General features: G+C 72.7%; 22 protein-coding genes. 5 read left to right on the top strand and 17 right to left on the bottom strand.

Annotated elements, in window-relative coordinates; genetic code table 11:
- Window positions 1-39 precede the first annotated feature (39 nt).
- Window positions 40-264, top strand: a complete 225-nt coding sequence (locus KSK32_RS13950) for a hypothetical protein (protein ID WP_216931611.1) — start codon at window positions 40-42, stop codon at window positions 262-264.
- Here the strand turns inward: KSK32_RS13950 and ccsB are convergent.
- The 6 genes from ccsB to hemL all read right to left on the bottom strand — a co-directional run bounded on the left by ccsB (window position 230) and on the right by hemL (window position 6,340).
- Window positions 230-1,207, bottom strand: a complete 978-nt coding sequence (gene ccsB / locus KSK32_RS13945) for a c-type cytochrome biogenesis protein CcsB (RefSeq protein WP_216931610.1) — start codon at window positions 1,205-1,207, stop codon at window positions 230-232. The genes KSK32_RS13950 and ccsB overlap by 35 nt on opposite strands.
- A complete protein-coding gene (locus tag KSK32_RS13940) occupies window positions 1,207-2,826 on the bottom strand; it encodes a cytochrome c biogenesis protein ResB (RefSeq protein WP_216931609.1) in 1,620 nt (539 codons plus the stop codon). The genes ccsB and KSK32_RS13940 overlap by 1 nt, the downstream gene beginning before the upstream one ends.
- A complete protein-coding gene (locus KSK32_RS13935; protein WP_216931608.1) occupies window positions 2,826-3,716 on the bottom strand; it encodes a cytochrome c biogenesis CcdA family protein in 891 nt (296 codons plus the stop codon). The genes KSK32_RS13940 and KSK32_RS13935 overlap by 1 nt, the downstream gene beginning before the upstream one ends.
- A complete protein-coding gene (locus KSK32_RS13930) occupies window positions 3,716-4,291 on the bottom strand; it encodes a TlpA disulfide reductase family protein (RefSeq protein WP_216931607.1) in 576 nt (191 codons plus the stop codon). The genes KSK32_RS13935 and KSK32_RS13930 overlap by 1 nt, the downstream gene beginning before the upstream one ends.
- The gene (locus KSK32_RS13925) at window positions 4,291-4,938 is read right to left on the bottom strand and encodes a histidine phosphatase family protein (RefSeq protein ID WP_216931606.1); all 648 of its coding nucleotides are present in this window, start codon (window positions 4,936-4,938) and stop codon (window positions 4,291-4,293) included. The genes KSK32_RS13930 and KSK32_RS13925 overlap by 1 nt, the downstream gene beginning before the upstream one ends.
- 64 nt (window positions 4,939-5,002) lie before the next feature.
- On the bottom strand, window positions 5,003-6,340 hold the full coding sequence (gene hemL, locus KSK32_RS13920; protein WP_216931605.1) for a glutamate-1-semialdehyde 2,1-aminomutase: 1,338 nt from the start codon (window positions 6,338-6,340) through the stop codon (window positions 5,003-5,005).
- 146 nt (window positions 6,341-6,486) lie between these two features.
- Here hemL and KSK32_RS13915 point away from each other — a divergent pair, with 146 nt between their 5' ends.
- Window positions 6,487-6,819 (top strand): STAS domain-containing protein, encoded by a 333-nt coding sequence (locus KSK32_RS13915; protein WP_216931604.1) that lies wholly within the window; start codon window positions 6,487-6,489, stop codon window positions 6,817-6,819.
- Window positions 6,820-6,914: 95 nt separating this feature from the next.
- Here the strand turns inward: KSK32_RS13915 and KSK32_RS13910 are convergent, their stop codons facing one another.
- Together KSK32_RS13910 and KSK32_RS13905 are read right to left on the bottom strand one after the other, a co-directional pair.
- Window positions 6,915-8,507 (bottom strand): ABC transporter permease, encoded by a 1,593-nt coding sequence (locus tag KSK32_RS13910; protein WP_216931603.1) that lies wholly within the window; start codon window positions 8,505-8,507, stop codon window positions 6,915-6,917.
- Window positions 8,504-9,496, bottom strand: a complete 993-nt coding sequence (locus KSK32_RS13905) for an ABC transporter ATP-binding protein (RefSeq protein ID WP_216931602.1) — start codon at window positions 9,494-9,496, stop codon at window positions 8,504-8,506. Before KSK32_RS13905 ends, KSK32_RS13910 begins: the two co-directional genes overlap by 4 nt.
- A gap of 53 nt (window positions 9,497-9,549) precedes the next feature.
- Between KSK32_RS13905 and KSK32_RS13900 the strand changes: the two genes are divergently transcribed.
- Window positions 9,550-10,074: a GbsR/MarR family transcriptional regulator gene (locus KSK32_RS13900; RefSeq protein WP_289256585.1), complete on the top strand. Its 525-nt coding sequence runs from the start codon at window positions 9,550-9,552 to the stop codon at window positions 10,072-10,074.
- 4 nt (window positions 10,075-10,078) lie between these two features.
- Here KSK32_RS13900 and KSK32_RS13895 read toward each other — a convergent pair whose 3' ends face one another.
- Window positions 10,079-10,636, bottom strand: coding sequence for a two-component system response regulator (locus tag KSK32_RS13895; protein WP_216931601.1), 558 nt, complete (start codon window positions 10,634-10,636; stop codon window positions 10,079-10,081).
- Window positions 10,633-14,997, bottom strand: coding sequence for a HAMP domain-containing protein (locus KSK32_RS13890; RefSeq protein WP_216931600.1), 4,365 nt, complete (start codon window positions 14,995-14,997; stop codon window positions 10,633-10,635). The genes KSK32_RS13895 and KSK32_RS13890 overlap by 4 nt, the downstream gene beginning before the upstream one ends.
- A 170-nt stretch (window positions 14,998-15,167) precedes the next feature.
- Here KSK32_RS13890 and KSK32_RS13885 point away from each other — a divergent pair, with 170 nt between their 5' ends.
- Complete coding sequence (locus KSK32_RS13885; protein WP_216931599.1) at window positions 15,168-17,228, top strand: SpoIIE family protein phosphatase; 2,061 nt, start codon at window positions 15,168-15,170, stop codon at window positions 17,226-17,228.
- A gap of 416 nt (window positions 17,229-17,644) precedes the next feature.
- On the opposite strand, the gene KSK32_RS13880 is transcribed toward KSK32_RS13885, so the two are convergent.
- A complete protein-coding gene (locus KSK32_RS13880; protein WP_254187052.1) occupies window positions 17,645-19,201 on the bottom strand; it encodes an FAD-binding oxidoreductase in 1,557 nt (518 codons plus the stop codon).
- Between the two features lie 100 nt (window positions 19,202-19,301).
- Between KSK32_RS13880 and KSK32_RS13875 the strand changes: the two genes are divergently transcribed.
- Window positions 19,302-21,395 carry a S9 family peptidase gene (locus KSK32_RS13875; RefSeq protein ID WP_216931597.1) on the top strand — a complete coding sequence of 698 codons (2,094 nt, stop codon included), beginning with the start codon at window positions 19,302-19,304 and terminating at the stop codon, window positions 21,393-21,395.
- A gap of 102 nt (window positions 21,396-21,497) precedes the next feature.
- Here the strand turns inward: KSK32_RS13875 and KSK32_RS34965 are convergent, their stop codons facing one another.
- The 6 genes from KSK32_RS34965 to KSK32_RS13850 all read right to left on the bottom strand — a co-directional run bounded on the left by KSK32_RS34965 (window position 21,498) and on the right by KSK32_RS13850 (window position 26,891).
- Complete coding sequence (locus KSK32_RS34965; RefSeq protein ID WP_254187051.1) at window positions 21,498-21,647, bottom strand: hypothetical protein; 150 nt, start codon at window positions 21,645-21,647, stop codon at window positions 21,498-21,500.
- A gap of 72 nt (window positions 21,648-21,719) precedes the next feature.
- Entirely contained in the window at window positions 21,720-23,009 is a 1,290-nt protein-coding gene (locus KSK32_RS13870) for an FtsX-like permease family protein (protein WP_254187050.1), read from the bottom strand.
- On the bottom strand, window positions 23,006-23,707 hold the full coding sequence (locus tag KSK32_RS13865) for an ABC transporter ATP-binding protein (RefSeq protein ID WP_216931596.1): 702 nt from the start codon (window positions 23,705-23,707) through the stop codon (window positions 23,006-23,008). The genes KSK32_RS13870 and KSK32_RS13865 overlap by 4 nt, the downstream gene beginning before the upstream one ends.
- A complete protein-coding gene (locus KSK32_RS13860) occupies window positions 23,704-24,240 on the bottom strand; it encodes a PadR family transcriptional regulator (protein ID WP_216931595.1) in 537 nt (178 codons plus the stop codon). Before KSK32_RS13860 ends, KSK32_RS13865 begins: the two co-directional genes overlap by 4 nt.
- A 73-nt stretch (window positions 24,241-24,313) precedes the next feature.
- The gene (locus KSK32_RS13855; protein ID WP_216931594.1) at window positions 24,314-24,880 is read right to left on the bottom strand and encodes a TIGR03086 family metal-binding protein; all 567 of its coding nucleotides are present in this window, start codon (window positions 24,878-24,880) and stop codon (window positions 24,314-24,316) included.
- A gap of 472 nt (window positions 24,881-25,352) precedes the next feature.
- The gene (locus tag KSK32_RS13850; RefSeq protein WP_216931593.1) at window positions 25,353-26,891 is read right to left on the bottom strand and encodes a SpoIIE family protein phosphatase; all 1,539 of its coding nucleotides are present in this window, start codon (window positions 26,889-26,891) and stop codon (window positions 25,353-25,355) included.

Below are 26,891 nucleotides of genomic sequence, written 5' to 3'. Positions count from 1 at the left end.
TCACTGACAGCTTCGCCGACGGCGGTTCATCATCGACTGATGGACGACGCGTACGTGGTGGGTGACCCCGACGGCCTTAGCCCGCTCCAGGCCGAGATCCGCGACGCGGTCGCTCGCGAGCTGCACGCCCAGTTCGCGCTGCGGGCGGACCGCCTCGAACTGGCCGATCTGCCCGAGGTGGCCTACCAGGTCACGCGCCGGGTGGACGAGGTGCTGAGCGCGCGCCCGGTCACTCCACCCCGGCGTACGAGTGCAGACCGGTGAAGAAGAAGTTCACCCCGAACAGGTTCATCATCACGGTCAGGAAGCCCACGATGGCGATCCAGGTGGCCACGTTGCGCTTCACGCTCGGCGTGGCCCGGGCGTGCAGGTAGCCCGCGTACACCACCCAGGAGATGAACGCCCAGGTCTCCTTCGGGTCCCAGCCCCAGGCGCGGCCCCAGGCCGCCTCGGCCCAGATCGCGCCCGCGATCACCGCGAACGTGAAGATCGGGAACGAGAAGGCGTGCAGCGTGAAGGTCAGCCGCTCCAGCCCGGCCGCCGCCGGGAGGCGGCGGGCCAGGGTGTACGGGAAGCTGCGCCGGCCCTGCTCCCAGCCGTTCCGCATCAGGTACGCGGCGGCGGGCACCACGCCCAGCAGGAAGATGCCCGAGGCGAAGATGATGGTCGAGACGTGGATGACGAACCACCACGACTGGAGTGCCGGCATCAGCGGCTCGACCTGCACGTAGAGCTTCAGCTCGGCGAACGCCAGCAGCAGCACCATGACCAGCGTCAGGAACAGCCCGAGCCGGCGCAGCCCCGGCTGCTTCCAGAGCACCACGAGCCAGGCCGCCACCCCGATCCAGGTGCCGGTCAGCACGAACTCGTACATGTTGCCCCAGGGCATCCGGTCGGCGGCCAGGCCCCGGGTGACCACGGCGCCCAGGTGCAGCGCACCGGCGAGCACGGTGACCCAGGCGGCGATCCGGCCGGCCAGCACGGCCCGCGCGGCGGTGCGGTCCGGGCGCTGCGGCGTGGCCGGGACGACCGGCTCGTCGATCACGCCGCCGGCGCCGCCGACGCCCGCGCCGACCAGTTCCCGCGCCGGTGCGGCCGCGGGCACCTTCCGCGCGTTGCCCAGCGCGAACTCCACGGCGTGGCTGATCATCGCGATCAGGTACGCCAGGATCGCGAACGTGACCAGCTGGTCGGAGAGTGCGGCCATCACTCGTCTCCTTCTCGCGCCCGCCGCGCGTCCGGCGCGTCGCCGCTCACCGCGGCGACGAGCTGCGCGAACTCGTCGGCGAACCCCGGGTGCTCGGTGCGCGGCAGCCCACCGGCCTCCACCAAACTACTACCGCCCGTCGGAGATCCACCCTCGGGGGGCGAAACCCGGAACCAGACCCGGCGCCGCCGGGCGAACAGCGAGCCCATCAGGCCCAGCAGCAGCGTGCCACTGGCCACCAGCAGCAGCGTCTGCCCGGGTGCGTGCCGCACCGAGATCGTGATGTACGGCTCGGTGCCGACGAACTCCAGCGTGCTGCCGTCGTCCAGGGTCCACTTCTCGCCCGGCCGCAGGATCTTGGTGCCGATCTCCTTGAGCTTGCCGTCGTCGAGCTGCCGCTTGTCCAGCTCGTAGACCGAGCCCGGGATGCCCGCGTCCAGCCCGAGGTTGCCCCGGTACGCGATCAGGTTCACCGCCGGATCTCGTTCCTCGGGCCAGGCGGAGCGGACGGGAGGGCCCTCGGCCGGCACGGTGGGCAGGTAGAACCCGTCGAAGGCGATCTGCTGGTCCGGGGCACGCGCGCCGGTCTTCGGATCGACGTTGGCGTCCGGGAAGATCGCCACGCCCTCCTCGGTCGCGTTCGAGTCGCCGGTACGCAGGAACGGGGTCTGGCTGGTCTGACTCCGGCCGTACCTGTCGGTGTACTTCAGCACCGGTGCGTAGCCGTTGCCCAGTAGGTAGACGTTCGCCGAGCCGAGCCGAAGCGGCGAGTTGACCGAGAAGCCGGCGGTCCGCTCCGCGCCGCCGGGCTCGTCCACGCCGACCGTCGCCCAGTAGCGGGACGCCTGCCCGGACGGCAGGTAGTCGGCCTCGAACCTCTCCAGCGTCAGGCAGAACGGGGGCAGGTCGGAGCTGTCCACGCGCGGACCGAGCGACGCCTCGGCGTACTGCTGACGGGTGTTGCAGAACGCGTTGTCCGCGCCGGCGACCAGGATGCGGTTGCCGTGCCATCCGTACCAGGAACCGAGCGCGACCCCGAGCAGGACGGCGACCAGCGATACGTGGAACAGCAGGTTGCCGGTCTCCTTGAGGTAGCCCTTCTCGCCGGAGACCTCGTTGCCGCGCACGGTGACCCGCCAGCGGCGGCGGCGCAGCACCGCCGCGATCGCCTCGGGGTCGGCGGCGGCCGGCGCCTCCAGCACGGCGTGCTGCGGCAGCCGCTCGAACCGCTTGGGCGCGGCCGGCGGCTTCATCAGCAGCGCGCGGACGTGGTCCCGGGCCCGGGGCAGGATGCAGCCGATCAGCGAGGTGAACAGCAGCAGGTAGATCGCGGAGAACCAGACCGAGCCGAAGACCTCGAACGCGCCGATCTGGTTCAGCCGGGGCGCAAGGTCGGGGTGGTCGACGAACCACTGGTCGACGCGCTCCGGGTTGACGCCACGCTGGGGCAGCACCGAGCCGGGGATGGCCGCGACGGCGAGCAGGAACAGCAGGATCAGCGCCGTACGCATGCTGGTGAGCTGCCGCCACGAGTTGCGCAGCAGGGCCAGCACCGGGTTGACCCGCCGCCGCGGCGCCTGCGCGGGCGGGGTCGACGGCCGGTCGTCCACGGTCGTCATCAGATGCTCACCTCGCCCACGCCCACGTTCGTCTGCAGCCAGATCACCACGTTCACCCAGCCGCCGGTGATCAGCGCCAGGCCGATCGCGATCAGCAGCGCACCGCCGATCCGGGTGACCCAGCGGCTGTTGCGCCGGACGGCGCGGAACACTCCGAGCAGGCGCTGGAAGCCCAGCCCGAAGACGACGAACGGTATCCCCAGCCCGAGGCAGTACGCCACGGCGAGCAGCACGGCCCGGTCGGTCCCGCCCTCGGTGGCCGCCATGCCGAGCACCGCGCCGAGCGTCGGGCCGGTGCAGGGCAGCCAGCTGAGCGCGAAGACCGCGCCGAGCACCGGCGCGCCGAGCAGCCCGGCGGCGGGCAGCCAGCGGATGCGGAACTCCCGCTGCATGCCGGGGATCACACCGAGGTAGCCGAGGCCGAGCAGCACCACCAGCGCGCCGATGACGATCTCCAGCGTGCGCTCGTACCGGAAGAAGAGCTTGCCGACGCCGGAGAAGAGGATCGCGGTGGCGACGAACACGACGGTGAAACCGGCGATGAACAGCAGCGTGCCGGCGAGCACCCGGCCCTTGACGGCCGCGGTGGTCCGCTCCGGCACCGTCCGCTCGGCGACGCTCACGCCGCCGCCGGTGCTGCCCGCGCTCGCGCCGCCGCCGGCGCCGGCGGTGTTAATAGGGGGCCCTTCCTCTACCGGAGGCGTTAACAGGGGGCCCTTCCTTACACCCTCCAGGTCGGTGCCGGCCAGGCCGGTCACGTACGACAGGTAGCCGGGCATCAGCGGGAGCACGCACGGGGACAGGAAGCTGACCAGTCCGGCCAGCGCTGCCGCGCCGACCGCGAGCAGCAGCGGGCCGGACTCGGCGAGCTGGCGGAACGTCTCGCCCATCAGCGGGCGCCGTTCGGCGGTGGCGCCTCGGCGGCGATCTCCTCGACGATCGGCCGCAGCTCGTCGCGGGTGACGGCCCGGCGGATCACCACGGCGATCCGGCCCTCTCGGTCGAGCACGACGGTGGCCGGGGTGGTGTTCGGCGGGATGTCGAAGTTGAGCGCCTGCCGGCTGGCCGGGTCGAAGATGCTCGGGTACGTGACCCGGCCCTCCTCGAAGGCGATCGCCTTGTCCTTGCTGTCCTGCACGTTGATGCCGAGGAACGTCACGCCGGAGCCCTTGGTGGCCTGGTAGGTGGCCTCCAGGTCGTCCGCCTCGGCGCGGCAGGGCGCGCACCAGGAGCCCCAGAAGTTGACCACGACGACCTGCCCGCGGTCGCGGGAGATGTCGTAGCTGCCGCCGGTGAGCAGTTCACCGCTCACCTTCGGCGTCTTGGAGCGCTGGTCGGGGGCGCAGGTGACGGTCGAGCCGTCGGCCGCGCACCGGCTCTCCTGGCTGCCGGAGGAGCAGCCGACCAGCGCCGTACCGGCGGTGACGGCGGCGAGCAGGGCGGCGGCGAGCCTCCGGGTGAGCATCAGGCCCCCTTGGCCGTCCGGGCGGTCGGCGAGATCGACACGAGGTGGGCCGCCGGCTCGGAGTACCCGATGCCGACGATCTTGGCGCCGTCGAAGTGGAACGAGGTCAGGCTGGCCAGACCGCACTGACGGCGGCGCGGGTCGTGCCAGAGGCGCTTGCGCTCGACGTGCCGGCGCAGCGTCCAGATCGGGAGCTGGTGCGACACGAGCACCGCCTCCCGCCCCTCGGCGGCGACCCGGGCGGCGTGCAGCGCCGCGAACATGCGCTCGGCGATGGCCTGGTACGCCTCACCCCAGGACGGGGTCACCGGGTCGCGCAGCACCCACCAGTTGCGCGGGTCACGGAACGAGCCGTCACCGGGCGAGACCTTCTTGCCCTCGAACCAGTTCGCGCTCTCGATCAGCCGCTCGTCGACGCCGACGGACAGGCCGAACTGCGCCGCGATCGGCTCGGCGGTCTGCTGGGCGCGCTCCAGCGGGCTGGCCACGACGTGCACCACGGTCCGGTCGGCGAGCGCCTGCGCCGCCGCCTTGGCCATCTGCACGCCCAGCTCGGAGAGGCGGAACCCGGGCAGGCGGCCGTAGAGGATGCCGTCCGGGTTGTGCACCTCACCGTGCCGCAGCACGTGGACCACCGTCTCCGCCATTGCTAGGCCCCCTTCGTTCGCGACTGCGGGGCTCGCAAACCCGGCTCACTCCTCGCGCTCACTGCTACCCCCCGTGTCCTGCCGCTGCCGCCGCCCGCGCCGCCACCGGGAGGGCGGCGGCGATCTGCTCCCACGCGGCGTCGTCGATCGCGGTCGAGACGAACCACGACTCGAACGCGCTCGGCGGCAGGTAGACGCCGCCGGCGAGCATCGCGTGGAAGAACGCCTTGAACGCCGGCACCACCTGGGTGCGGGCGCTGTCGTAGTCGTGCACGTCCGCGTCGGTGAAGAAGACCGAGAACATGTTGCCCGCGGTGGAGAGGCGGTGCGGCACGCCGGCCCCGGACAGCGCCTCGGTGGTCAGCTTGCCCAGCGCGGCGGCGGTCTCGTCGAGCCGCCGGTAGAGCGCGTCGTCGGCCAACCGCAGCGTGGCCAGCCCGGCCGCGCAGGCCAGCGGGTTACCGGACAGCGTGCCCGCCTGGTAGACCGGGCCGGCCGGGGCGAGCTTCGCCATGATCTCCGCGCGCCCGCCGAACGCCGCGGCGGGCAGGCCGCCACCCATGACCTTCCCGTACGTCCACAGGTCCGCGTCCGACGGGTCGAGGCCGTGCCATCCGGCGCGGGACACCCGGAACCCGGTCATCACCTCGTCGACGATGAGAAGCGCGCCGTTGGCGTGCGCGATCCGGGCCAGCGCGGCGTTGAAACCGTCGCGGGGAGCGATCACGCCCATGTTGCCGGCGGCGGCCTCGGTGATGATCGCGGCGATGTGCTGCCCCTCGGCGGCGAACGCCTCCTCGACCGCGCGCAGGTCGTTGTACGGCAGCACGATGGTGTCGCCGGCCGCCGCGCCGGTCACGCCGGGCGAGTCGGGCAGGCCGAACGTGGCCACGCCGGAGCCGGCGGCGGCGAGCAGCGCGTCGGAGTGGCCGTGGTAGCAGCCCGAGAACTTGATGATCTTGGAGCGGCCGGTGAAGCCGCGGGCCAGCCGGATCGCCGACATCGTCGCCTCGGTGCCGGAGTTGACCAGGCGGATCTGCTCCACCGGCGTCCGCGCGATGATCTCCTCGGCCAGGTCCACCTCACCCGGCGTCGGGGTGCCGAAGCTGGTGCCGAGCGCCGCCGCCTCGCGCAGCGCCTCCACCACGGCCGGGTGCGCGTGGCCGAGGATCAGCGGACCCCAGGAGCAGACCAGGTCGACGTAGCGACGACCGTCGGCGTCGAAGAGCCACGGACCCTCCCCCCGGACCATGAAGCGCGGGGTGCCGCCGACGGCACGGAATGCGCGCACGGGGGAGTTGACCCCGCCGGGCACGACGGCCTTGGCGCGGTCGAACAGGGCCACGGAGGCCGGGGCGTCGGCCGGGTAGCGGCCGGATCCGGCGGAATGCGTCTCGGTCACGATGGGGCCATTGTGTCAGCGCCGGAGTGCTGCCCGGCAGCCACCCCGCGACGGGGGTTACCAGGCTCACCCGCCTGAGCGGCGCGGCGGGCCGACGGCGATCCGCTCGACAGGCCCGTCGGTCGAGATCGCGATAGGCTGACCGGGTGGATCGTGCCGAACTGTCCATCACCGTACACCGGACGGGTGACGAAGCAGTGCTTCGCCTGGCCGGTGAGATCGACATGCTCACGGCCGCCCAGCTCTCGACGGTGGTCAACGAGGTGCTGGCGGATCCGCCCCCGCGCATCGTGCTCGACCTGGGCGGGGTCACGTTCTGCGACTCGCAGGGCCTCGGCACGCTCGTGGTGCTCAGCCGCAAGGCCAGTCACACCCAGTGCCTGCTGATCCTCACCAACGTCGGCGACTTCCTGATCCGCGTCCTGGACATCACCGGCCTCCGCAGCGCCCTGATGATCCGCAACGAAGCCACCCCGTAGCCCCGCCCTCCCTTCCCCCGCGATCTTGCACTTGCGGCCCCTGCGTCGGGGGATTCGCCCCTTTCGCCGGGGCCACAAGTGCAAGATCAACGTGGCTAGAGGACGGGGATGTCGCGGCGGCGGAACGTCAGCAGGCCCGCTGTGGCCAGGGTCACCGCCAACGCCGTCAGCACGTACAGCGGGGTGGGGGTCCAGGCGTCGCGCAGCACCTGCGGGGTGTGCGTGAACGGGGACACGTCCAGCAGCCACTGGTCCAGCTCCAGCACCGCGCCGAGCTGCCCGAGCAGCACACAGACCGCCAGCACCACCCAGGCGGCCGACGCGAGCCGGGGCAGCAGCCCGTAGAGCAGCACGGCGAGCCCGGCCAGCACCCACGCGGCCGGCACCTGGGCCAGGCCGGCGGCGAGCATCCGGCCCAGCTGGCGGGGCACGTCACCGGTGCTCAGCCCGTACGTCACGCCGGTGGCCAGCCCGGTCACCGCGAGCACCACGACCGGGCCGAGCAGCGCGAACGCCACGTGCGAGAGCAGCCAGGTCGAGCGCCGCGTACCGGTGGCGAGCACCGGCTCGGCGTGCCCGGCGGACTCCTCCGCGCGCATCCGCAGCGCGGCCTGGATGCCGTACCCGGCGGCGGCCAGCCCGGCCAGGCTCAGCGTGACCCCCAGGTACGCGTCGGCCATCCCGGACGCCCCGCCGAGCCGGGCCACGATCTCCTCCATCCGCGGACTCCCCTCGACCGACCGGCCGGCCGCCTCGGCCGCGCCGCCGAGGATCAGCCCGAGCAGGCCGAACCCGACCGACCACCAGAGGATCTGTCCCCGGTGCAGCCGCCAGGCCAGCCCGAACGGACCGGACAGGGCACCACCCGCGCCGGCCGGGCCGAGCCGGGGCGGCAGCACGCCCGCGCCCAGGTCGCGGCGGATCGAGATCGGGTACGCGAGCACGGCGAGCAGCACCGTGGCGGCCAGCGGCAGCAGCAGCACCCACCACCGCTCCCCCTCGTACGGCCGGACGCGGGCGCCCCAGCCCAGCGGGGACAGCCAGCTCGGCCAGTCGTTACCGGCGGTGTCCCCGGCCAGCCGCAGCCCGAACGCGGCGCCGAGACCGGCGAGGCCGATGCCCCGCGCCCCGCCCGCGGTCTCGGTGAGCTGGGCGGCCAGCCCGCCGAGCGTCGCGAAGACCACGCCGGTCAGCACGGTGACCAGGCCGTACGCGAGCGAGCCGCCGACCGGCAGCCCGGTCGAGACGAGCCCGGCGGCGGTGAGCAGGCCGAGCACCAGGTCGGCCGCGTACGTGACGAGCAGCGCGGCGGTCAGCCCGGCGTGCCGCCCGAGGACGCTGCCGCCGAGCAGTTCCCGCCGCCCTGCCTCCTCCTCGGTTCGGGTGTGCCGGATGACCGTGAGCAGGCTCGCCAGCGCGACGATGAGCAGCAGGAAGCCGCTGCGCTGGGCGGTCAGCCCGCCGACGCTGTCGCCGTACGCCGGGCCCAGCAGCGCGACGATCGACGGGTTGCGGGCGGTGCCCTCCAGGTACGCGGCCCGCTCGGCGGCGGTCGGGAACAGCTCGAAGAAGCTGGCCGCGTACGTCATCGGCAGCACCGCGAGGACCAGCACCCACAGCGGCAGCAGGAGACGGTCCCGGCGCAGGAGCAGCCGGACCAGGTGGCGCGTGCCGGTGAGCGCGCTCACGACCGGTCCGCCGCTTCTTGGCGCGCCGCGTCGGAGGAGGGCGCCGCGTCGGAGGAGGGCGCCGCGTCGGAGGAGGGCGCCGCGTCGGAGGGCGCCGACTCGGAGGACGCCGTCTCGTAGTGCCGCAGGAACAGTTCCTCCAGCGTGGGCGGCGTGCTGACCAGGCTGCGGACGCCCAGCTCGGTGAGCCGGCGCAGCGCGGCGTCGAGCGACGCGGTGTCCACGTCGAAGCGGACCCGCTGCCCGTCCACCCGCAGGTCGTGCACGCCCGGCAGGTCGGCCAGGCCGTCCAGCGGGGCGGCGACCTCGGCGTCGATCGCGGTGCGGTGCAGGTGGCGCAGTTCGCCGAGCGTGCCGGACTCGACCGTCCGGCCGGCCCGGATGATCGTCACCCGGTCGCAGAGCGCCTCCACCTCGGCCAGGATGTGGCTGGAGAGCAGCACGGTGCGCCCGTCCTGCCGGGCCCGGCGGACCCAGTGCTGGAAGACCTCCTCCATCAGCGGGTCGAGCCCGGAGGTCGGCTCGTCGAGGATGAGCAGCTCGACGTCGGAGGCGAGCGCGGCGACCAGGCCGACCTTCTGCCGGTTGCCCTTGGAGTAGGTGCGGCCCTTCTTGCGCGGGTCCAGCTCGAACGACTCCAGCAGCTCGGCGCGGCGTTTCGGGTCGAGCCCGCCGCGCAGCCGGCCGAGCAGGTCGATCACCTCGCCGCCGCTGAGGCCGGGCCAGAGCGTGACGTCGCCTGGTACGTACGCGAGGCGGCGGTGCAGCGCCACCGCGTCCCGCCACGGGTCGCCGCCCAGCAGCCGGACGGCCCCCGCGTCCGCCCGCAGCAGGCCGAGCAGCACCCGGATGGTGGTCGACTTGCCGGATCCGTTCGGGCCCAGGAAGCCGTGCACCTCCCCGGCGCGGACGGTCAGGTCGAGCCCGTCGAGGGCCCGGGTGCGGCCGAAGGTCTTCACCAGGCCGGACACGTCGATTGCTGTTTCCATGCTTCAGAAGCTACGCTCGTTTCACAAACTTGTGAAGACTGTAGGGTCACGGGGTGAGCGCCGAGGAGCCGACCATGAACGTGCCGCCCCATCACGACGGTGAAGAGGTCCACCTGTTCGTCGAGCGGATGGCGATGGCCTTCGCCGACGTGGGCTTCCCCCGGATGGCCGCCCGGGTCCTGTTCACGGTGATGAGCGCCGACGGCCCGCTCACCGCGGGCGAGATCGCCGAGCGGCTCGGCGTCAGCGCGGCGGCCGTGAGCGGCGCGGTGCGCTACCTGACCCAGTTCGCCATGCTGGTCCGCGAGCCGGTCAAGGGCTCCCGGCGCGACCGCTACCGGATGCCCGACAACCCGTGGTACGAGGCGACGATCACGAAGACCACGCTCTACAAGAACTTCATCGACATCGCCGCCGGCGGGGTCGACGCGCTGCACGGGCGCAGCACACCGGCCGGCGAACGGGTCGCCGAGATGCGCGACTTCTTCCTCTTCGTACAGGAGGAACTGGAATCGCTCGGCGACCGCTGGCGGGCCCGGCGAGCCGCGACCGGGCACGGCGGCCCGGCCGGCGGCTGAACCGTCAGCGGGTGTTGCCCCAGCGCGCCTGCTCCAGCAGCTCCACCGCGCGTTCCCGGGCCGACGGGTCGTCGTCGGCGCGTAGCAGCGCCGTGGCCTCGTCCACCGCGTCGGTCAGGTGCCGCCACTGGAGGTCGCGCTCCCGCACCAGGTCCGACTGGGCGGCGAGCTGCCGCGTCTTCACCCACAGGTCGACGAAGACGGTCACCTTCGCCCGCAGCACCCACGGGTCGAACGGCTTGGTCAGGTAGTCGACCGCACCGGCCGCGTAACCGCGCAGCGCGAGCTGGGCGTCCTTGTCCGCGGCGGTCAGGAAGATGATCGGTACGTGCCGGGTGCGCTCGCGCCGCTTGATGTGGGTGGCGGTCTCGAACCCGTCCATGTCCGGCATCTGGGCGTCCAGCAGGATCACCGCGAAGTCGTCCACCAGGAGCTGCTTGAGCGCCGCCTCGCCGCTCTCCACCGCGACCGACTGCACCGGTAGACCCTGGAGGATCGCCTCCAGCGCCATCAGGTTCTCCCGCCGGTCGTCCACCAGCAGGGCCTTGGCCGTCTGCGTCACGCGTTCTCCTCGCCTCGGCTCCGGCCGATCCAGGACGCCATCAGTTCGATCAGCTCGTCCAGGTCCACCGGCTTGGTGATGTAGTCGCTGCCGCCGGCACTGAGCGCCGACTCCCGGTCGCCGGGCATCGCCTTCGCGGTCAGGAACACGATCGGCAGGTCCGCGAACCGGTGGTTGCGGCGGATCTGCGCGGTCGTCTCGTACCCGTCCTGGTCCGGCATCATGGCGTCCATCAGGACGATGTCCACCTCCGGGTGCTCGGCGAGCTGGCGGACGCCGTCCGCCCCGTTGTCCGAGTACAACACGGTCATCCCGTGCAGTTCCAACGCGGACGTCAGCGCGAACACGTTCCGCACGTCGTCGTCGATGATCAGCACGGTCACGCCGTCCAGGCGACGGGTCGCGGGCGTCTCCTGCGGTTGCGGCAGCTCCATGGGCATGAGCAGCGACGACGGCAGGCCCGCGCGGCTCGGCGACGGCGGCGCCGGCGCCACCACCGCGTCCGGTGCCAGCACATCGGGTACGAAGAGCGTGAACGTCGAACCCTGACCGGGCGCGGACGAGACGGTGATCGTGCCGCCGAGCAGGCGGGCCAGGTCCCGGCTGATGGACAGCCCGAGGCCGGTGCCGCCGTAGCGGCGGCTGGTGGTGCCGTCCGCCTGCTGGAACGCCTCGAAGATCAGCGACAGCTTGTCGTCGGAGATCCCGATGCCGGTGTCGATCACGGTGAACGCGATCACCCGCTGCGCGTTCGTCAGCGCGGGCACGTCGAAGACGGCGTTGTCGGCCGCCGGGCCGATCCGCAGCGTCACCGCGCCGTTGTCGGTGAACTTCACCGCGTTCGACAGCAGGTTGCGCAGGATCTGCTGCAACCGCTGGGCGTCGGTGACCAGCGCGGGCGGCAGGTCGCGGCTGACCCGCACCTGGAAGTCCAGGCCCTTCTCCTCGGCCTGCGGCGCGAACGCCTGCTCGACGTAGCCGCGGATCTCGGCGAACTGGATCTCGGTGGGCTCCACGTCCATCCGGCCCGCCTCGATCTTGGACAGGTCGAGGATGTCGTCGATCAGCGACAGCAGGTCGGACCCGGCGCCGTGGATGGTCCGGGCGAACTCGATCTGCTTCGCGCTGAGGTTGCGCTCCGGGTTCTCGGCCAGCAGCCGGGCCAGCAGGAGCAGCGAGTTCAGCGGCGTACGCAGCTCGTGGCTCATGTTCGCCAGGAACTCCGACTTGTACGCCGACGCGCGGGTGAGCTGCTGCGCCTTCTCCTCCAGGCCGAGGCGGGCCAGCTCGATCTCCCGGTTCTGCGTCTCGATGTTGGCCTTCTGCTCGGACAGCAGCTTCGCCTTGTCCTCCAGCTCGGCGTTCGTGCGCTGCAACTCGGCCGACTGGTCCTGCATCTCGTGCGCCAGCCGCTGCGACTGCGCCAGCAGCTCCTCCGTACGCCGGTTGGCCTGGATGGTGTTGACCGCGACGCCGATGGTGAGCACCAGCCGCTCCAGGAACGCCAGGTGCAGCTCGGAGAACGTGGCCACGCCGGCGAACTCGATCACGCCGAGCAGCTCGCCCTCGAACTGGACCGGCAGCACCACCAGGTCGGCCGGGGGCGTGTCGGCCAGCCCGGACCGGACGACGAGCCGCCCGTCCGGCTGCGCCTTGACCCGGATGGTCCGGCGCGACAGGGCGGCCTGCCCGACCAGCCCCTCACCCGGGCCGAACGTGACGTCGTGGCCGCGTGCCACGTACCCGTAGGAGGCGGTGAGCCGCAACCGCATGCTGCCCTCGGAGCTGTCCGCCAGGAAGAACGCGCCGAGTTGCGCGTCCACCAGCGGGGTCACCTCCTGCATGATCATCCGGCAGACCTCGCCCAGGTCCCGCTGACCCTGGAGCAGACCACCGATCCGGGCCAGGTTCGAGTCGAGCCAGCCCTGCTCGGCGTTCTTCTTGGTCGTCTCCCGGAGGGTGACGATCATCTGGTTGATGTTGTCCTTCAGCTCGGCGACCTCACCCTGCGCCTTCACGTTGATCCGCTGGGTCAGGTCGCCGCGGGTCACCGACGTGGAGACCTGGGCGATCGCGCGCAGCTGCGTGGTCAGGGTCGAGGCGAGCTGGTTGACGTTCTCGGTCAGATCGCGCCACGTACCGGAGACGCCCTTGACCTGGGCCTGACCACCCAGCTTGCCCTCGGTACCCACCTCACGCGCCACGCGCGTCACCTCGTCGGCGAACGAGGAGAGCTGGTCGACCATCGTGTTGACGGTGTTCTTCAGCTCCAGGATCTCGCCCTGCGCGTCCACGGTGATCTTCTGACCCAGGTCGCCGTTCGCGACGGCCGTGGTGACCGAGGCGATGTTCCGCACCTGGCTGGTCAGGTTGGACGCCATCGAGTTCACGTTGTCGGTCAGATCGCGCCACGTACCCGAGACGCCCTTGACCTGGGCCTGACCACCCAACTTGCCCTCGGTACCCACCTCACGCGCCACGCGCGTCACCTCGTCGGCGAACGACGACAGCTGGTCCACCATCGTGTTGACTGTGGACTTCAGCTCCAGGATCTCGCCCCGGGCGTCCACGGTGATCTTCTGCGACAGGTCACCCTTCGCCACAGCTGTCGACACCTGGGCGATGTTGCGGACCTGCGCGGTCAGGTTCGACGCCATCGAGTTCACGTTGTCGGTCAGGTCGCGCCAGGTGCCGGCGACGCCGCGCACCTGGGCCTGGCCGCCGAGCTTGCCCTCGGTACCCACCTCGCGGGCCACGCGCGTCACCTCGTCGGCGAACGACGACAGCTGGTCCACCATAGTGTTGACAGTGGACTTCAGCTCCAGGATCTCGCCCCGCGCGTCCACAGTGATCTTCTGCGACAGGTCACCCTTCGCCACGGCCGTGGTGACCGAGGCGATGTTCCGCACCTGACTGGTCAGGTTGGACGCCATCGAGTTCACGTTGTCGGTCAGATCGCGCCACGTACCGGAGACGCCCTTGACCTGGGCCTGACCACCCAGCTTGCCCTCGGTACCCACCTCGCGGGCCACGCGCGTGACCTCGTCGGCGAACGACGAGAGCTGGTCGACCATCGTGTTGACGGTGTTCTTCAGCTCCAGGATCTCGCCCTGCGCGTCCACGGTGATCTTCTGACCCAGGTCGCCCTTGGCGACCGCCGTGGAGACCTGGGAGATGTTGCGGACCTGGCTGGTCAGGTTGCCGGCGAGCTGGTTGACGTTCTCGGTGAGGTCGCGCCAGGTGCCGGAGACGCCCCGCACCTGCGCCTGGCCGCCCAGCTTGCCCTCGATGCCCACCTCGCGGGCCACCCGCGTCACCTCGTCGGCGAACGACGACAGCTGGTCCACCATCGTGTTCACGGTGTCCTTCAGCTCCAGGATCTCGCCCTGGGCGGCCACCGTGATCTTCTGCGACAGGTCACCCTTGGCGACCGCCGTCGACACCTGGGCGATGTTGCGGACCTGCGCGGTCAGGTTCGACGCCATCGAGTTGACGTTGTCGGTCAGGTCCTTCCACGTTCCCGCCACACCCGGCACCTCGGCCTGACCGCCGAGCTTGCCCTCGGTGCCCACCTCGCGGGCCACCCGGGTCACCTGCTCGGCGAACAGCCGCAGCGTGTCGGTGAGCGAGTTCATCGTGTCGGCCAGCTCCGCCACCTCGCCGCGCGCCCCGACCGTGATCTTCTGCGACAGGTCGCCCTTCGCGACGGCTGTGGCCACCTGGGAGATCGACCGCACCTGCCCGGTGAGGTTCGACGCCATGGTGTTCACCGAGTCGGTGAGGTCCTTCCAGGTGCCGGCGACCCCGCGCACGTCGGCCTGGCCGCCCAGCTTGCCCTCGGTGCCCACCTCGCGGGCCACCCGCGTCACCTCGTCGGCGAACGACGAGAGCTGGTCCACCATCGTGTTCACGGTCCGGCCGATGCGCAGGTACTCACCGCGAAGCGGGCGACCGTCTATCTCCAGCGCCATGTGCTGGGAGAGGTCGCCGTCGGCCACCGCCACGATGACCCGGGCGATCTCCGTGGTCGGCCGGCCCAGGTCGTCGATGAGCGAGTTGACCGCTCGCTGCCCCTCCGCCCAGGAGCCGTCCAGGCCCTCGTCGTCCAGACGCTCGGTGAGCCGGCCGTCGCGGCCGACGATCCGGCTGATCCGCCGCAGGTCCAGGTGCTGCCGTTCCTGCAACGACACCACGTCGTTGAAGGCGTCGGCGACCTCACCGGGCAGACCCGCCCGCCGGGGCAGGCGCACCCGCAGATCGCCGCGTCCCACCCGGCGCAGCGCCTCGACCAGTTCGCCGAGGATCACCTCGTGGTCGGACGCGGACGGGTCCGCGGTCACCGACTGATTCACCGTGGCCATCGTTCCTCGCTCCGCTCGGGCTCGTGCGGTCACACGGGCCATCCCATCATTGTGCCGCGCGATCCGTCGAGGTCACCGCGTGTAATGGCGCGTCACGTGCGGTATCGACCCGGGTGGCGGGTTCGGCCTGATGCTTGGCACCCGGGGTGGGCGCGGTGGAGGATACGAAGATGTCAGCGGAGGCAGGGCCGGTCAGCGGCGGCGCGGACGAGCGCGTCCGCCGCGTTCGCCTCCCCGCCGACCGCCGCACCCCGGCGGCGGCCCGCGCGCTGGTCCGCACCATGCTGCTCGAAGCCCGGCTCCCCGAACTGCTGAACGAGGCGCTGCTGCTCACCACCGAGCTCACCACCAACGCCGTCGAACACGCGCGCACCGAACTGGACATCGAGGTCGACACCGACCGCAACGGCCTCACCGTGACCGTCACCGACTTCGCCTCCGGCCCGGTCGACGAGCTCATCGTGGGTGTGCGCAACACCACGTCGGACATCACCGAGGTCGCCGCCCGAGGGCGAGGCCTGCTGCTCGTCGACCACTTCTCCAGCCGGTGGGGCACCACCTACCTGCCCACCGGCAAGGGCGTCTGGTTCCGCCTGGACCGGCCCGGCCCCGGCGGATCCGCCCGGCCGTCGGCCGGCCCACTGCGCGTCGCCGCACCGGAAGGAACCGGCGACGGTACGCCGAGCGCCGCGGCGATGAGCGACCTGATGCAGCTCACCCCCGACGCGTACGCCGACGACCCGCTGCCCGAGTTCGCGACCGGACTGCTGACCCGGGTCGCCGAGATGGTCGGCGCCGCCGGTGGCACGGTCCGGCTGGACCGGGGCGACGGACTCGGCACCCAGGTCTTCGCCCGGTACGGCCGGCCGCCGCGCGAGGGCACCGAACTGCTGCGCGTACCGCTGGCGGTGCACCGCCCGTACGCCGGCGAGCTGGAACTGGACGCGGCGCCCTCGGCGTACGCCCGGCCACTGGCCGTGCTGGCCGCCGAGCGGCTGTCGCTGCACCTGGAGAACGACCGGTTGCGCCGCGCCGACGTACGCCGCTCCACCTGGCTGACGTTCCTCGCCGAGGCGAGTGAACTGCTCGCCCAGTCGCTCGACGTCGAGCTGACCATGGCACTCATCCCGCAGCTCGTGGTGCCCCGGCTCGGCCAGTGGTGCGCCGTGCACACCACCGACGAGTGGGGACGGCTGCGCCTGGCCGCATCCAGCCACGCGGACGAGACGATGCTGCCGCAGCTGCACCGGATCCTCCAGGAGACCGGCCCCGACTCGATCCAGTCCCGGCTGCGCGAGGCGTCCCGCAACGCCGCGCAGGTGCCGCTCGGCGCACCGATGGAGGGCTTCGCCGTACCGCTCATCGCTCGTGGCCAGCGGCTCGGCACCCTCGCCGTGGGCCGGCACCAGCGGCACCGGCACGACCCGGACGAGGTCTCGGTGCTGGAGGACGTCGCCCGCCGCGCCGCCCTCGCCATCGAGAACGCCCGCATCCACGCCGAGCGCCGCCGGGTCGCCCAGACGCTCCAGCAGTCGCTGCTGCCGCCGGTGCTCCCGGTGGTCGAGGGCATCGGCTTCGCCGCCGAGTACGTCCCGACCGGCGACGACGCGGAGGTCGGCGGCGACTTCTACGACGTGCTCCCGCTGCCGGACGGCCGCTGGCTCGTGGTGGTCGGCGACGTGTCCGGCAAGGGCGTGCAGGCCGCCGCCGTGACCGGCCTGGTCCGGGACGTGATCCGGGTCCTCGTCGGCGACGGCAAACCGCTGCCCGAGGTGCTCGGCCGGCTCAACGAGACGCTCGTCGAGCGCGGCGGCGGACGCTACTGCACGCTGGCGCTGGCGGCTGTCGCACCCGGCGACGGCGACCACCTCGACGTCTCGCTGCACCTGGCCGGCCACGACCGCCCGGTGCTGCTGCACGGCGGTGGTGGTGCGACGTTCGTCGGCGCGGGCGGTACGGCGCTGGGCCTGCTCGACACGATCACCACGCCGACCGCCGAGCTGACGCTCAAGCCCGGTGACGCGCTGATCTTCTACACCGACGGGGTCACCGAGCGGCGGCGCGGACGGGAGCTGTTCGGCACCGACCGGCTGCGCGAGTCGGCGGCGCCGCTGGCCGGGTACTCGGCCGACGTGGTGGCCGCCCGGCTGCGCGCCGCCACCATCGCGTTCTCGGTGGAGCCCCCACGCGACGACATAGCCGTCCTGGTCCTGAGAAACGACACCCCCTAGCCGTTCTGCCCCCTCCCGCCCCGCCCCGCCCCGTCGATCATGAAGTTAGCTGCTCAATTCGCCCGATTCCTCCCCGCCAACTTCATGATCAACTCGCTTTGGCACGCCCACGGTCGGCTCCAGGCCGCCCGTCGTCGCGCCTCAGCCCGCCCTCGTCGCGCTTCAGCCCGCCTATCGGCGGTGATCAAGGAGTTTGTGTTCCCTGGGGGCGCGAAATTCGACGCAAAGCCCTTGATCGCCGGGGCGGGGTAGGGCGGCGCTGGGACGGGAGGCGGGGACGCGGGTGGCGCCGAGGCTGTGTGCCAAGACCGGGGCGCCCCGACGGGCGGGGGCACCCGGCGGGCACCGTCGAGCAGGGGCCGGCACGGGTGTGCCCGGACGTCGGCAGGCTGGCGCCCGGGGAGGGCGAGGGCTGGTCAGAGGCCGCCGGGGAGGCGGCCGGGGGCCAGGCGGTGGTGCGGGTCCAGGTGGGCCTTGGCGCTGCGCAGTCTCGGCAACGCGGGCAGCTCGCCCCAGAGGTCCACGGCACGGCGTACCGCCGCAGGCGCGGCCACCACGACACACCGGCCCCGCCGGGCGATCAACACACTGCGGACCGCGGTGAGGATGGACGCGACCCGCTCGGGCGGCAACGCGCCGGGCAGGGCGGCGTGGACGGTGCCCGAACCGGCCGAGCCGCGTACCGGCACCGGGGCGCCGGCGGCGTCACGCAGCGCGTAGACAGCGGCGTGCAGGTCGCCTATCGGCACCTCGATGCGCAGCGCGGTGTCTCCGGGCGCGAACGGGTAGCGCCCCCACCACTCCGGCGCGTGGTGGCTGACCATCGCCTCGGCGCCGAGGACGGCGGTGAGCCGCCCGGCCCGCTCGGTCACGTCGGCCGGGCCGCCCTCCAGCAACATCACCAGGCTGCCCGCAGCGGGTCGCCCGGTCACGGCCGGATGGTCGGGACGGTTGACCACCGACGGGTGCGTCGGCGGAATGCGGCGCCGGGGCAGCGGCACCGGCACCGGGAGGTCCAGTTCGACGGCGGCCGGGTCGACGCCGGCGGCCAGTACGGCCCGGACCAGGTCGTGCACCTCCAGCGGCGTCCAGACCGGGCGGGACACCCAGAGCCGGCCGGCCGGGACGGCGTGCACCCGCATGGTGGCCGAGACCAGCACGCCGAGCCCGCCCTGCGAGCCGCAGAGCAGCCGGGCCACGTCGAGCCCGGGCACGTCGCCCCGCCCGAGGATCGCGTCCCCGCCACCCGGCTCGTCGCCGAACGCACCACCGGCACCCCAGCCCGCGCCACCCGCCGAACCGCCGGCCGCCCACCCGGATCCACCTGCGCCACCACCGGCAGCACCGCCACCGCCGCCCGCCGGACCGCGCCCGCCGGACCGGCCACCGCCGCCCGGGGCAGCCCGGCCCAGCGCCTGCGTGCCGGACTCGCCGACGCTCACCAACTCGCCGTCGGCGTCGAGGTAGCGCACCCCGACGAGCTGGGCGCACGGGCTGCCGTGCCGGTGCCGCAGAGGACCGGATTCGTCGGCGGCGAGCACCCCGCCGAGCGTCGCGCCCGGCGAGGGCGCGTCGACCGGCAGCCGCCGGTTGGTGCGCGCCAGCGTGGCCTGGACGGCGCGCAACGGCGTACCGGCGCCGATCTCGGCCACCGCCGCGTCGCGCGGCTCGTGCCAGACCCCGGCGAGGCGGCCGGTGTCGAGCATGATGTCCACCTGCGCCGGAGCGGCACCCCAGTCGATCTTCGTGCCGGCGCCGCGGGGCACCACTGTCAGGTCGTACGCGGCGGCCAGCCGCAACACCTCGGCCGCGGCGTGCGGGCCGCCCGGCACCGCCACCCAGCGGGCGGTACGGCCGGCCACCTCGTCGGCCGGGCCGGCGAAGCGGGCGAACGGTTCGCCGCAGATCGCGGCCAGCTTCCGGGTGATGTCGAGGGCTCCGAGTCGATCGGTGGAACGTGCCGCATCCGCCATGGCGGTTATCGTACACATGTTCGAAAGACCTGGCGGCGAGTCGCGGGATTCGGGCGGCGGGCGCGCCCGGCGGCGGCCCGTCGACCGGTAACGTGGCGCCGTGACCGAAACCCCACCGCCCGTCGCCAAGCGCGTCCCGACCGAGCGCGTCCATCACGGTGACACAGTCCTCGACGAGTACGCCTGGCTCGCCGCCAAGGACGACCCGGACACGATCGCGTACCTGGACGCCGAGAACGCGTACACCGAGGCGCGCACCGCCCACCTGGCCGGGCTGCGCGCGGAGCTGTTCGAGGAGACGCGCCGGCGCACCCAGGAGACCGACCTGTCGGTGCCGACCCGCAAGGACGGCTACTGGTACTACACCCGCACGGTCGAGGGTCAGCAGTACGGCGTGCACTGCCGGCGGGCGGTCCGGCCGGGCGAGACGGCACCCCCGGTCAGCGCGGACGGCGCCCCGCTCGACGGTGAGGAGGTGCTGCTCGACGGCAACCAGCTCGCCGAGGGGCACGACTTCTTCTCCCTCGGCGCGTTCGACGTCAGCCCGGACGGGCGCTGGCTGGCCTACTCCACCGACTTCTCCGGCGACGAGCGCTTCACGCTGCGGGTCAAGGATCTGACCACCGGCGAGTCGCTGCCGGACGAGGTGCCGGACACGTTCTACGGCACCGCGTGGTCCAGCGACGCGTCCACGCTGTTCTACGTGACGGTGGACGAGGCGTGGCGGCCGAATCGGGTCTGGCGGCACACCGTCGGCACCGCCTCCACCGAGGACGTGGTGGTGTACCAGGAGGACGACGAGCGGTTCTGGGTCGGTGTCGAACTGACCCGCTCCGAGCGCTTCGTGGTCATCGACATCCACAGCAAGATCACCAGCGAGGTGTGGGTGATCCCGGCGTCCAACCCGACCGGCGAGCCCGCCGTCGTGGCCCCGCGGCGTCAGGGCATCGAGTACGCGGTGGAGCACCACGGCCACCGCTTCCTGATCCTGCACAACGACGGCGCGGAGGACTTCGCGCTGGCGTACACCTCGGCGGACGCGCCGGGCGAGTGGGAGCCGCTGATCCCGCACACACCCGGCACCCGGCTGGAGGCGGTCGACGCGTTCGAGCACCACCTCGTGGTGTCACTGCGCGCCAACGGCCTGACCGGCCTGCGGGTGCTGCCGGTGGGCAGCGACGACAGCTGGGACATCGACTTCCCCGAGCCGATCTACAGCGTCGGGCTGGACGCGAACCCGGAGTACCGCACGAACGAGGTACGGCTCCGCTACACCTCGCTCGTCACCCCGGACTCGGTCTACGACTACGATCTGGTCACCCGCGAGCTGACGCTGCGCAGGCAGAAGCCGGTCCGCCCCGGGCCGGACGGGCGGGCGTACGACCCGGCCGACTACGAGCAGCACCGGGACTGGGCGCTCGCCGACGACGGCACCCGCGTACCGATCTCGCTGGTCTGCCGCCGGGACACGCCGCGCGACGGCTCGGCGCCCGCCGTCATCTACGGCTACGGGTCGTACGAGGCCAGCATGGATCCCTGGTTCTCGATCGCCCGGCTGAGCCTGCTCGACCGCGGCGTGATCTTCGCGGTGGCGCACATCCGAGGTGGCGGTGAGCTGGGCCGGCGCTGGTACGACGAGGGCAAGCTGCTGGCGAAGAAGAACACGTTCACCGACTTCGTGGCCTGCGCCCGGCACCTGGTGAAGGCGGGCTGGACGGCGAGCGACCGGCTCGTCGCCCGGGGCGCCTCGGCCGGCGGGTTGCTGATGGGCGCGGTGGCGAACCTCGCCCCGGACGCGTTCACCGGGATCGTCGCGCAGGTGCCGTTCGTGGACGCGCTCACCTCGATCCTCGACCCGTCGCTGCCGTTGACGGTCACCGAGTGGGAGGAGTGGGGCAACCCGCTGGACGACCCCGAGGTCTACGCGTACATGAAGTCGTACACGCCGTACGAGAACGTGACCACCGCCGAGTACCCGGCCATCCTGGCGGTGACCAGCCTCAACGACACCCGGGTGCTCTACCACGAGCCGGCCAAGTGGATCGCCCGGCTGCGGTCGCTCGCACCGGCCGGCGACTATCTGCTCAAGACCGAGATGGGCGCGGGCCACGGCGGCCCGAGCGGCCGGTACGACTCCTGGCGCGAGGAGGCGTTCGTCAACGCCTGGATCCTCGACCGCGTCGGCCGCGCCTGAGGTGTAAGGAAGGGCCCCTTGTTAACAGACGTCTGTTAATAAGGGGCCCTTCCTTACACCTGTCCGTCGCCGGCTCGGCCGGGCTGCTCGGCCGCTGACCGGTCAGGTGCTGCGCAGTTCCTCCACCGAGGTCGCGGCGCGCAGGAACAGCAGGCCGGCCACGACCGTGCCCAGCACCGCCGCCAGCCCACCCACCGCGAGCCAGGCCAGCTGATCCCACGGTACGTCCGGCGGGATGGTGGTCTCCGGCACCCATTCGGTACGGGTGTACCGCGCCGCCGTGGCCGGGTCGCCGCACAGCTCCGTACCGGCGTCGCAGATCGTCTAGGCGAAGCCGCCGTTGCTGGGTGCCGGCATGACGCCCCGGACCAGCAGGTAGCCGACCGTCAACGCGAGCCCGATCGCGGGTACGGCGGGGGCGAGCGCGGCCCAGAGCAGTGACCGGGCGATGGTGGCGCGTGGCACGCCGGTCGCCACCTGCGCCGCGTACGCCCGTCGCCGGCTGGTGATCCCCTCGACCACCGCCACGAGCAGCCCGCCGCCGGCGATCGCCATCGCCACCACGACCGCGAGGTCGACGAGATCCATCGCGCCGAGGAAGAAGTCCGGGTCGGCCAGTCCGGAACCGGTGCGGCGGGTCAGCTCGGCCTCAGCCTGGAAGTCGGCACGCATCCCCGCGGCACCGGCGCCGAAGATCAGCGCGGCCAGCAACGCGGCGAAGGTGCGGCTGCCGGCCCACGGGTCGGCGGCCAGCCGGCGGGAGGCGAGCAGGGCGGCCGGGCCGCGTCCGTGCCGGTGCAGCAGCCGGCCGGTGTGGTACGAGATCCAGCCGGTCCCGGACACGACGCCGATCATGGCGGTCAGCCCGCCGAGGACGAGCAACGTCGGCACCAGCCAGTCGGGGTCCGCGGCGCCACGCCGTTCGTACCAGAGCAGCAGCGGGCGGATCGCGGCGAACATCGCCAGTGCGGCGAGGATGAGCACGCCCGGCCACGGCCAGGGCGCCCGGGTGCGGACCTTGCGTACGACGCCGAACGGCGTGGTGGCGACCCGCCGCAGCAGCAACGCGCTGATCAGCGCGGCGGCCAGCGGCAGGCCGAGCACGACGGCGGCCACCGCCACCGGGGCCGGGTGCACGTCGGTGGGCAGTGGCAGCCGCCCGGCCGCGTCGGGCCGGTGCAGCAGCCGGCGCCCGGCCAGGAAGACGGCCAGGCCGGCGAGGGTGCCGAGCAGGCTCGCCACGCCGGTCTCGGCGACCGCGACCCGGGTGACCTGCCCCGGGGTGGCACCGGCCAGCCGGAGCGCGGCCAGCCGCCGGTCCCGGCCCGGCGCGCCGAGTCGGGCGCACTGCCCGGCCAGCCCCAGGACCGGTACGCAGAGCAGCAGCAACGCGAACGCGACACCGGGACGCAGGCCGGGCTCCCGGAGCAGGGCGTTCGTGTACTGGTCGGACTGCGTCCAGGCATCGCCGGGCGGCTTCACCACCGACAGCACTGTGAGCGCGGCCAGCCCGGCCAGCGTCGCCAGCGCGGCGCTCAGCGCGGTGAGCACCACCCGGGCGGCGTCGGTGCGGGTGCCGGCCACCGCGAGTCGCAGCAGCGTCCCGGGCCTCACCGTGACCCGCCCGGCAGCGCCGGGTCGAGCCCGAGCCCGGTGTGGTCGACCATGCCGTCGCGCAGGCTGACCTCCCGGTCCGCGTACGCGGCGATGCGCGGCTCGTGGGTCACCAGCACGACTGTGGTGCGCTGCTCGCGGGCCAGCCGGACCAGTTGGGTGAGCACCTGCTCGCCGGCCAGCGTGTCGAGCGCACCGGTCGGCTCGTCGGCGAAGATCACCCGTGGTTCGGTGACGAGCGCCCGGGACAGCGCGCAGCGTTGCTGCTGCCCGCCGGACATCTCACCGGGCCGGGCGTCGGCGACGTCGGCCACGCCGAGCCGGTCCAGCCAGGCCAGCGCCGCGGTCCGCGCCGCTCGCCGCCCCGTGCCGGCGAGCAACAGCGGAAGCGCGACGTTCTCCGCGGCGGTCAGCTCGGCGACGAGCTGACCGAACTGGAACAGCACCCCGAATTCGGTACGGCGCAGCCGCGAGCGGGCCGCCTCCGACCGCGTGTCGATCCGTTCCCCGCGCCAGGTGACCTGGCCGGCGTCGGGGCGCAGGATGCCGGCGAGGCAGTGCAGCAGCGTGGACTTGCCGCAGCCGCTCGGGCCGGTGACCGCGACTATCTCGCCTTCGGCCACGTCGAGCGTCACACCGCGCAGCGCGGGGGTGCGACCGTATGCGCGGACCACTCCGCGCGCTTGCAGGAACGTCACGAGCGCACCTCCCGGTGCCAGTCGGCGACCCGGTCCAGGGTGGTGTGCAGCCACCGGAGATCGGCGTCGAGGTGGGCGATGGCGAAGTCGGCGGCGACCACCTCGTCGAGGCGGGCGCCGGGGGCCGTCTTCAGCGCGGTCAGTTCGCGCAGGCGTTGCGTGTGCGCCCGCCGCTGCGCGATCAGGTAGGCGCGGGCCTGGTCGACGTCGGCCACCAGGAGCGCGACCACCACCTTGGCGAAGAGCGTGCTGGCCACGTACGGCATCGGCGGTTCGACGGTGCCGAGCCAGTGGTCCAGCGCCGCCCGCCCGTCGTCGGTGAGCGCGTACGAGGTGCGGTCCGGGCCGCCCTCGCGGGTCTGGCCGGCCGTGGCCACGAGGCCGTCGCGGCACAGACGCGCCAGCGTCGCGTAGACCTGCCCGAAGGCGAGCGGACGGGCGCGGGGCAGCCGCTCGTCGTGCGCGCGCTTCAGCTCGTAGCCGTGGCGTGGGCCGGCGGCGAGCAGCCCGAGCAGGACGTGCGACGTGGACACGGCCCTACTATTCGCTGAGCGAATAGCGGTGTCAAGAACGGCCCGCGCGGCGCACCGCGCGGGCCGTCGGAGTTCAGCGGGTCCAGGCCGGGTCGCGCCCGGCCCGGCCGAGCAGCGCGTCCATGCTGTCCGGTGCCGCGCCGGTGGGCACCGGCGGGCCGAACGCGCCCATCTTCTGCCCCGTGTCGCCCATCCGGTCCATGAACTCGTGCCCCGCGGCCACCACCGCCGGGTCCACGGTCAGCTCCTGGCCGGTGGCCCGCGCCAGATCCCAGCCGTGGACGGTGAGGTCGATCAGGGCCATCATGCCGACCGTCTCCTGCGGCAGTCCCATGCCCGGGGAGACGCCCTCCTGGGTGGACGGATCCGACCACGCCTCGGTCAGCCGGGCCGCCTCGGTCGCGAACCGGTCCCGCCAGCCGTCGGTCAGGTGGTCGGTCTTGCCGGACCAGTCGACCTCCTCCCGGCGGGCCAGCGCCTGGAAGTTGACCACCACGTCGAACAGGTGGCCGAGCAGGTCGCGCACGGTGTAGTCCGGGCAGGGGGTGGGCAGTACGAGCTGGTCGTCGGAGATGCCGCGCACCACCGCGGCCGTACGCGGCGCCGCGACGGCGAGCAGTTCACTGGTCCTCGTATCCATGGGGGCCAGCGTATGAGGCGACCGCGGTGGTCGAGGGGACGAAGCGCCGACCGGACCGTCCCCGCGGAGCGCGGGCATCACCCGGCGCCGCCTGACCCAGCGCCGCCTTGCCCAGCGCCGCCTTTGCTCTGCACCCATGGACGCACCAGTTCTCCCCGCCCATGACCGACCACCGTCCCGCCCGACTGGAAGCGGTTTCCCACTCCTGAGGACACGGAGAGATCTTGGAAGGAAAGTGCCCCTATGGCGGGCCATTCGGCACCAAGATCTCGTTGCCGCCCTCCAACGGCGGAGGCATTCCGGGATGCATACCGAAAGTGACGACTGCGGCACGACACCGCGGACCAAGGTCAAGATGAAAGGCCTGGTCAACCCGCCGATGCGCCGATGGCTGCAGAGCAAAGGGAGCAGCGGTCCCTTCACCCGGCAGACCGTGGAAACAACTCAACGTGACGGGGCACTGCGGTGCGGCTCAGCGGCGGCGGACCGCCACCACCGCCACGTCGTCGTGGATCTCCGGCGGCGCCAGCTCGACGAGCAGCCGGCGGCAGAAGTCGTCCAGGTCGTCGTCCACCCGGGTGGCGACCACGCCGAGCGCCGCCATGCCGTCGTCGATCGTGGCGTCCCGCCGCTCGATCAGCCCGTCGGTGTAGAGCACGAGCGTGGACCCAGCGGGCAGCACGAACTCCAGGTCCGGCGGGCGCGGCGCGCGCACGCCGAGCAGCGGCGCGGACTGCGTCACGAACTCGACCCGCCCGTCCCGGCTCAGCAGCGCCGGCAGGTGCCCGGCGCTGGCCATCCGGACCAGCCCCGTCGGCGGGTGGAGTAGCAGGACGCAGATGGTGGCCAGCTCGGTCGGCAACAGGTTGAGCATCAGCTCGTTGACCCGGTCCAGGATCACGCCCGGCTGATGCCCCTCGACCGCGTATGCCCGCACCGCGTGCCGCAGCTCGGCCATCACGGTGGCGGCGTGCAGCGAGTGCCCGGCCACGTCACCGATCGCCACCAGCAGGTGCCCGTCGAGCATCACCAGTTCGTAGAAGTCGCCGCCCACCTCGGTCTGTGCGCTCGCCGGCTCGTACCGGACGGCCAGGTCCAGGCCGACGACGTCGGGCAGCCGCTGCGGAAGCAGGCTGCGCTGCAACGTCACCGCGATCCGGTGCTCCTCGTCGAAGGACCGCTGCGCCTCGACGGCCGAGGCGACCGCCTGGGCGAGCTGCACCAGCACCGGCGTGCGTACGGTCTGGGTGGCGGTCGGCACCACCACGTAGAGCGGGGCCCGGTCCTCGCGCAGCCGGGACGCGGCCACCGTCACGGTGTCGCCCTCCGGCCAGCCGGCCAGCGCCCAGTTGGCCGGCTCGTCGACGCGTACCCGGGTGCCGATCGGCACGCCGGTGTCGTCCACCACCCACGGCACGATCGTGGCCGGCGTGTGCGGGTCGGACGCCACCCCGGCCAGGCAGTCCCCGTCGAACGTCTCCGCGACCACCGCCGCCGGGGCCTTGAAGATCCGTGCCGCGCCGCTCGCGGCGGCCTCCAGCAGCCGGACGAAGTTCGTTGACGCGTGCATCTCCACAGTGGCGTCCGCGAGCGCGGCGAGCCGTTCGGCGAGCTGCTCGGCCCGCCGCCGGGCCTGGTAGTACCGCAGCACCGCGTGGGTGGTGGCGACCAGTTCCTCCGGCTCGATCGGCTCGGCCAGGTAGGCGTCCGCGCCCCGGGTGAGGCCCTGCGCCCGGTCGACCACATCGACCGCGTGCGCGGAGACGTGGATGACCGGCATCGAGGGGTGCGCCTCCTTGATCCGCTCGCACACCTCGAAGCCGCTCATGTCGGGCAGCCGTACGTCGAGCACCACGAGGTCGACGTGCTCCCGGGCCACCCGCTCCAGCGCCGCCGTGCCGTTCTCGGCCTCGACGGTGACGAAGCCGGCCCGGGTCAGCCAGTTGACCAGCAGGTATCGCTTGGGGCCGCTGTCGTCGACCACAAGCACGGTCACCGGCCCGCTGTCCAC

This window comes from Micromonospora sp. WMMB482, assembly GCF_019038635.1.
GTDB lineage: Bacteria > Actinomycetota > Actinomycetes > Mycobacteriales > Micromonosporaceae > Micromonospora > Micromonospora marina.
This window is presented reverse-complemented; position numbering and strand designations above follow the sequence as displayed.

Bases quoted from the DNA above. Each gene is read 5' to 3' on its own strand.
- KSK32_RS13885 (WP_216931599.1), top strand. From the start codon at position 15,168: ATGTCAGCGGAGGCAGGGCCGGTCAGCGGCGGCGCGGACGAGCGCGTC.
- KSK32_RS13940 (WP_216931609.1), bottom strand. From the start codon at position 2,826: ATGACGACCGTGGACGACCGGCCGTCGACCCCGCCCGCGCAGGCGCCG.
- KSK32_RS13930 (WP_216931607.1), bottom strand. From the start codon at position 4,291: ATGCTCACCCGGAGGCTCGCCGCCGCCCTGCTCGCCGCCGTCACCGCC.
- ccsB (WP_216931610.1), bottom strand. From the start codon at position 1,207: ATGGCCGCACTCTCCGACCAGCTGGTCACGTTCGCGATCCTGGCGTAC.
- KSK32_RS13935 (WP_216931608.1), bottom strand. From the start codon at position 3,716: ATGGGCGAGACGTTCCGCCAGCTCGCCGAGTCCGGCCCGCTGCTGCTC.
- KSK32_RS13925 (WP_216931606.1), bottom strand. From the start codon at position 4,938: ATGGCGGAGACGGTGGTCCACGTGCTGCGGCACGGTGAGGTGCACAAC.
- KSK32_RS13855 (WP_216931594.1), bottom strand. From the start codon at position 24,880: ATGGATACGAGGACCAGTGAACTGCTCGCCGTCGCGGCGCCGCGTACG.
- KSK32_RS13950 (WP_216931611.1), top strand. From the start codon at position 40: ATGGACGACGCGTACGTGGTGGGTGACCCCGACGGCCTTAGCCCGCTC.
- KSK32_RS13890 (WP_216931600.1), bottom strand. From the start codon at position 14,997: ATGGCCACGGTGAATCAGTCGGTGACCGCGGACCCGTCCGCGTCCGAC.
- KSK32_RS13880 (WP_254187052.1), bottom strand. From the start codon at position 19,201: ATGGCGGATGCGGCACGTTCCACCGATCGACTCGGAGCCCTCGACATC.
- KSK32_RS13905 (WP_216931602.1), bottom strand. From the start codon at position 9,496: ATGGAAACAGCAATCGACGTGTCCGGCCTGGTGAAGACCTTCGGCCGC.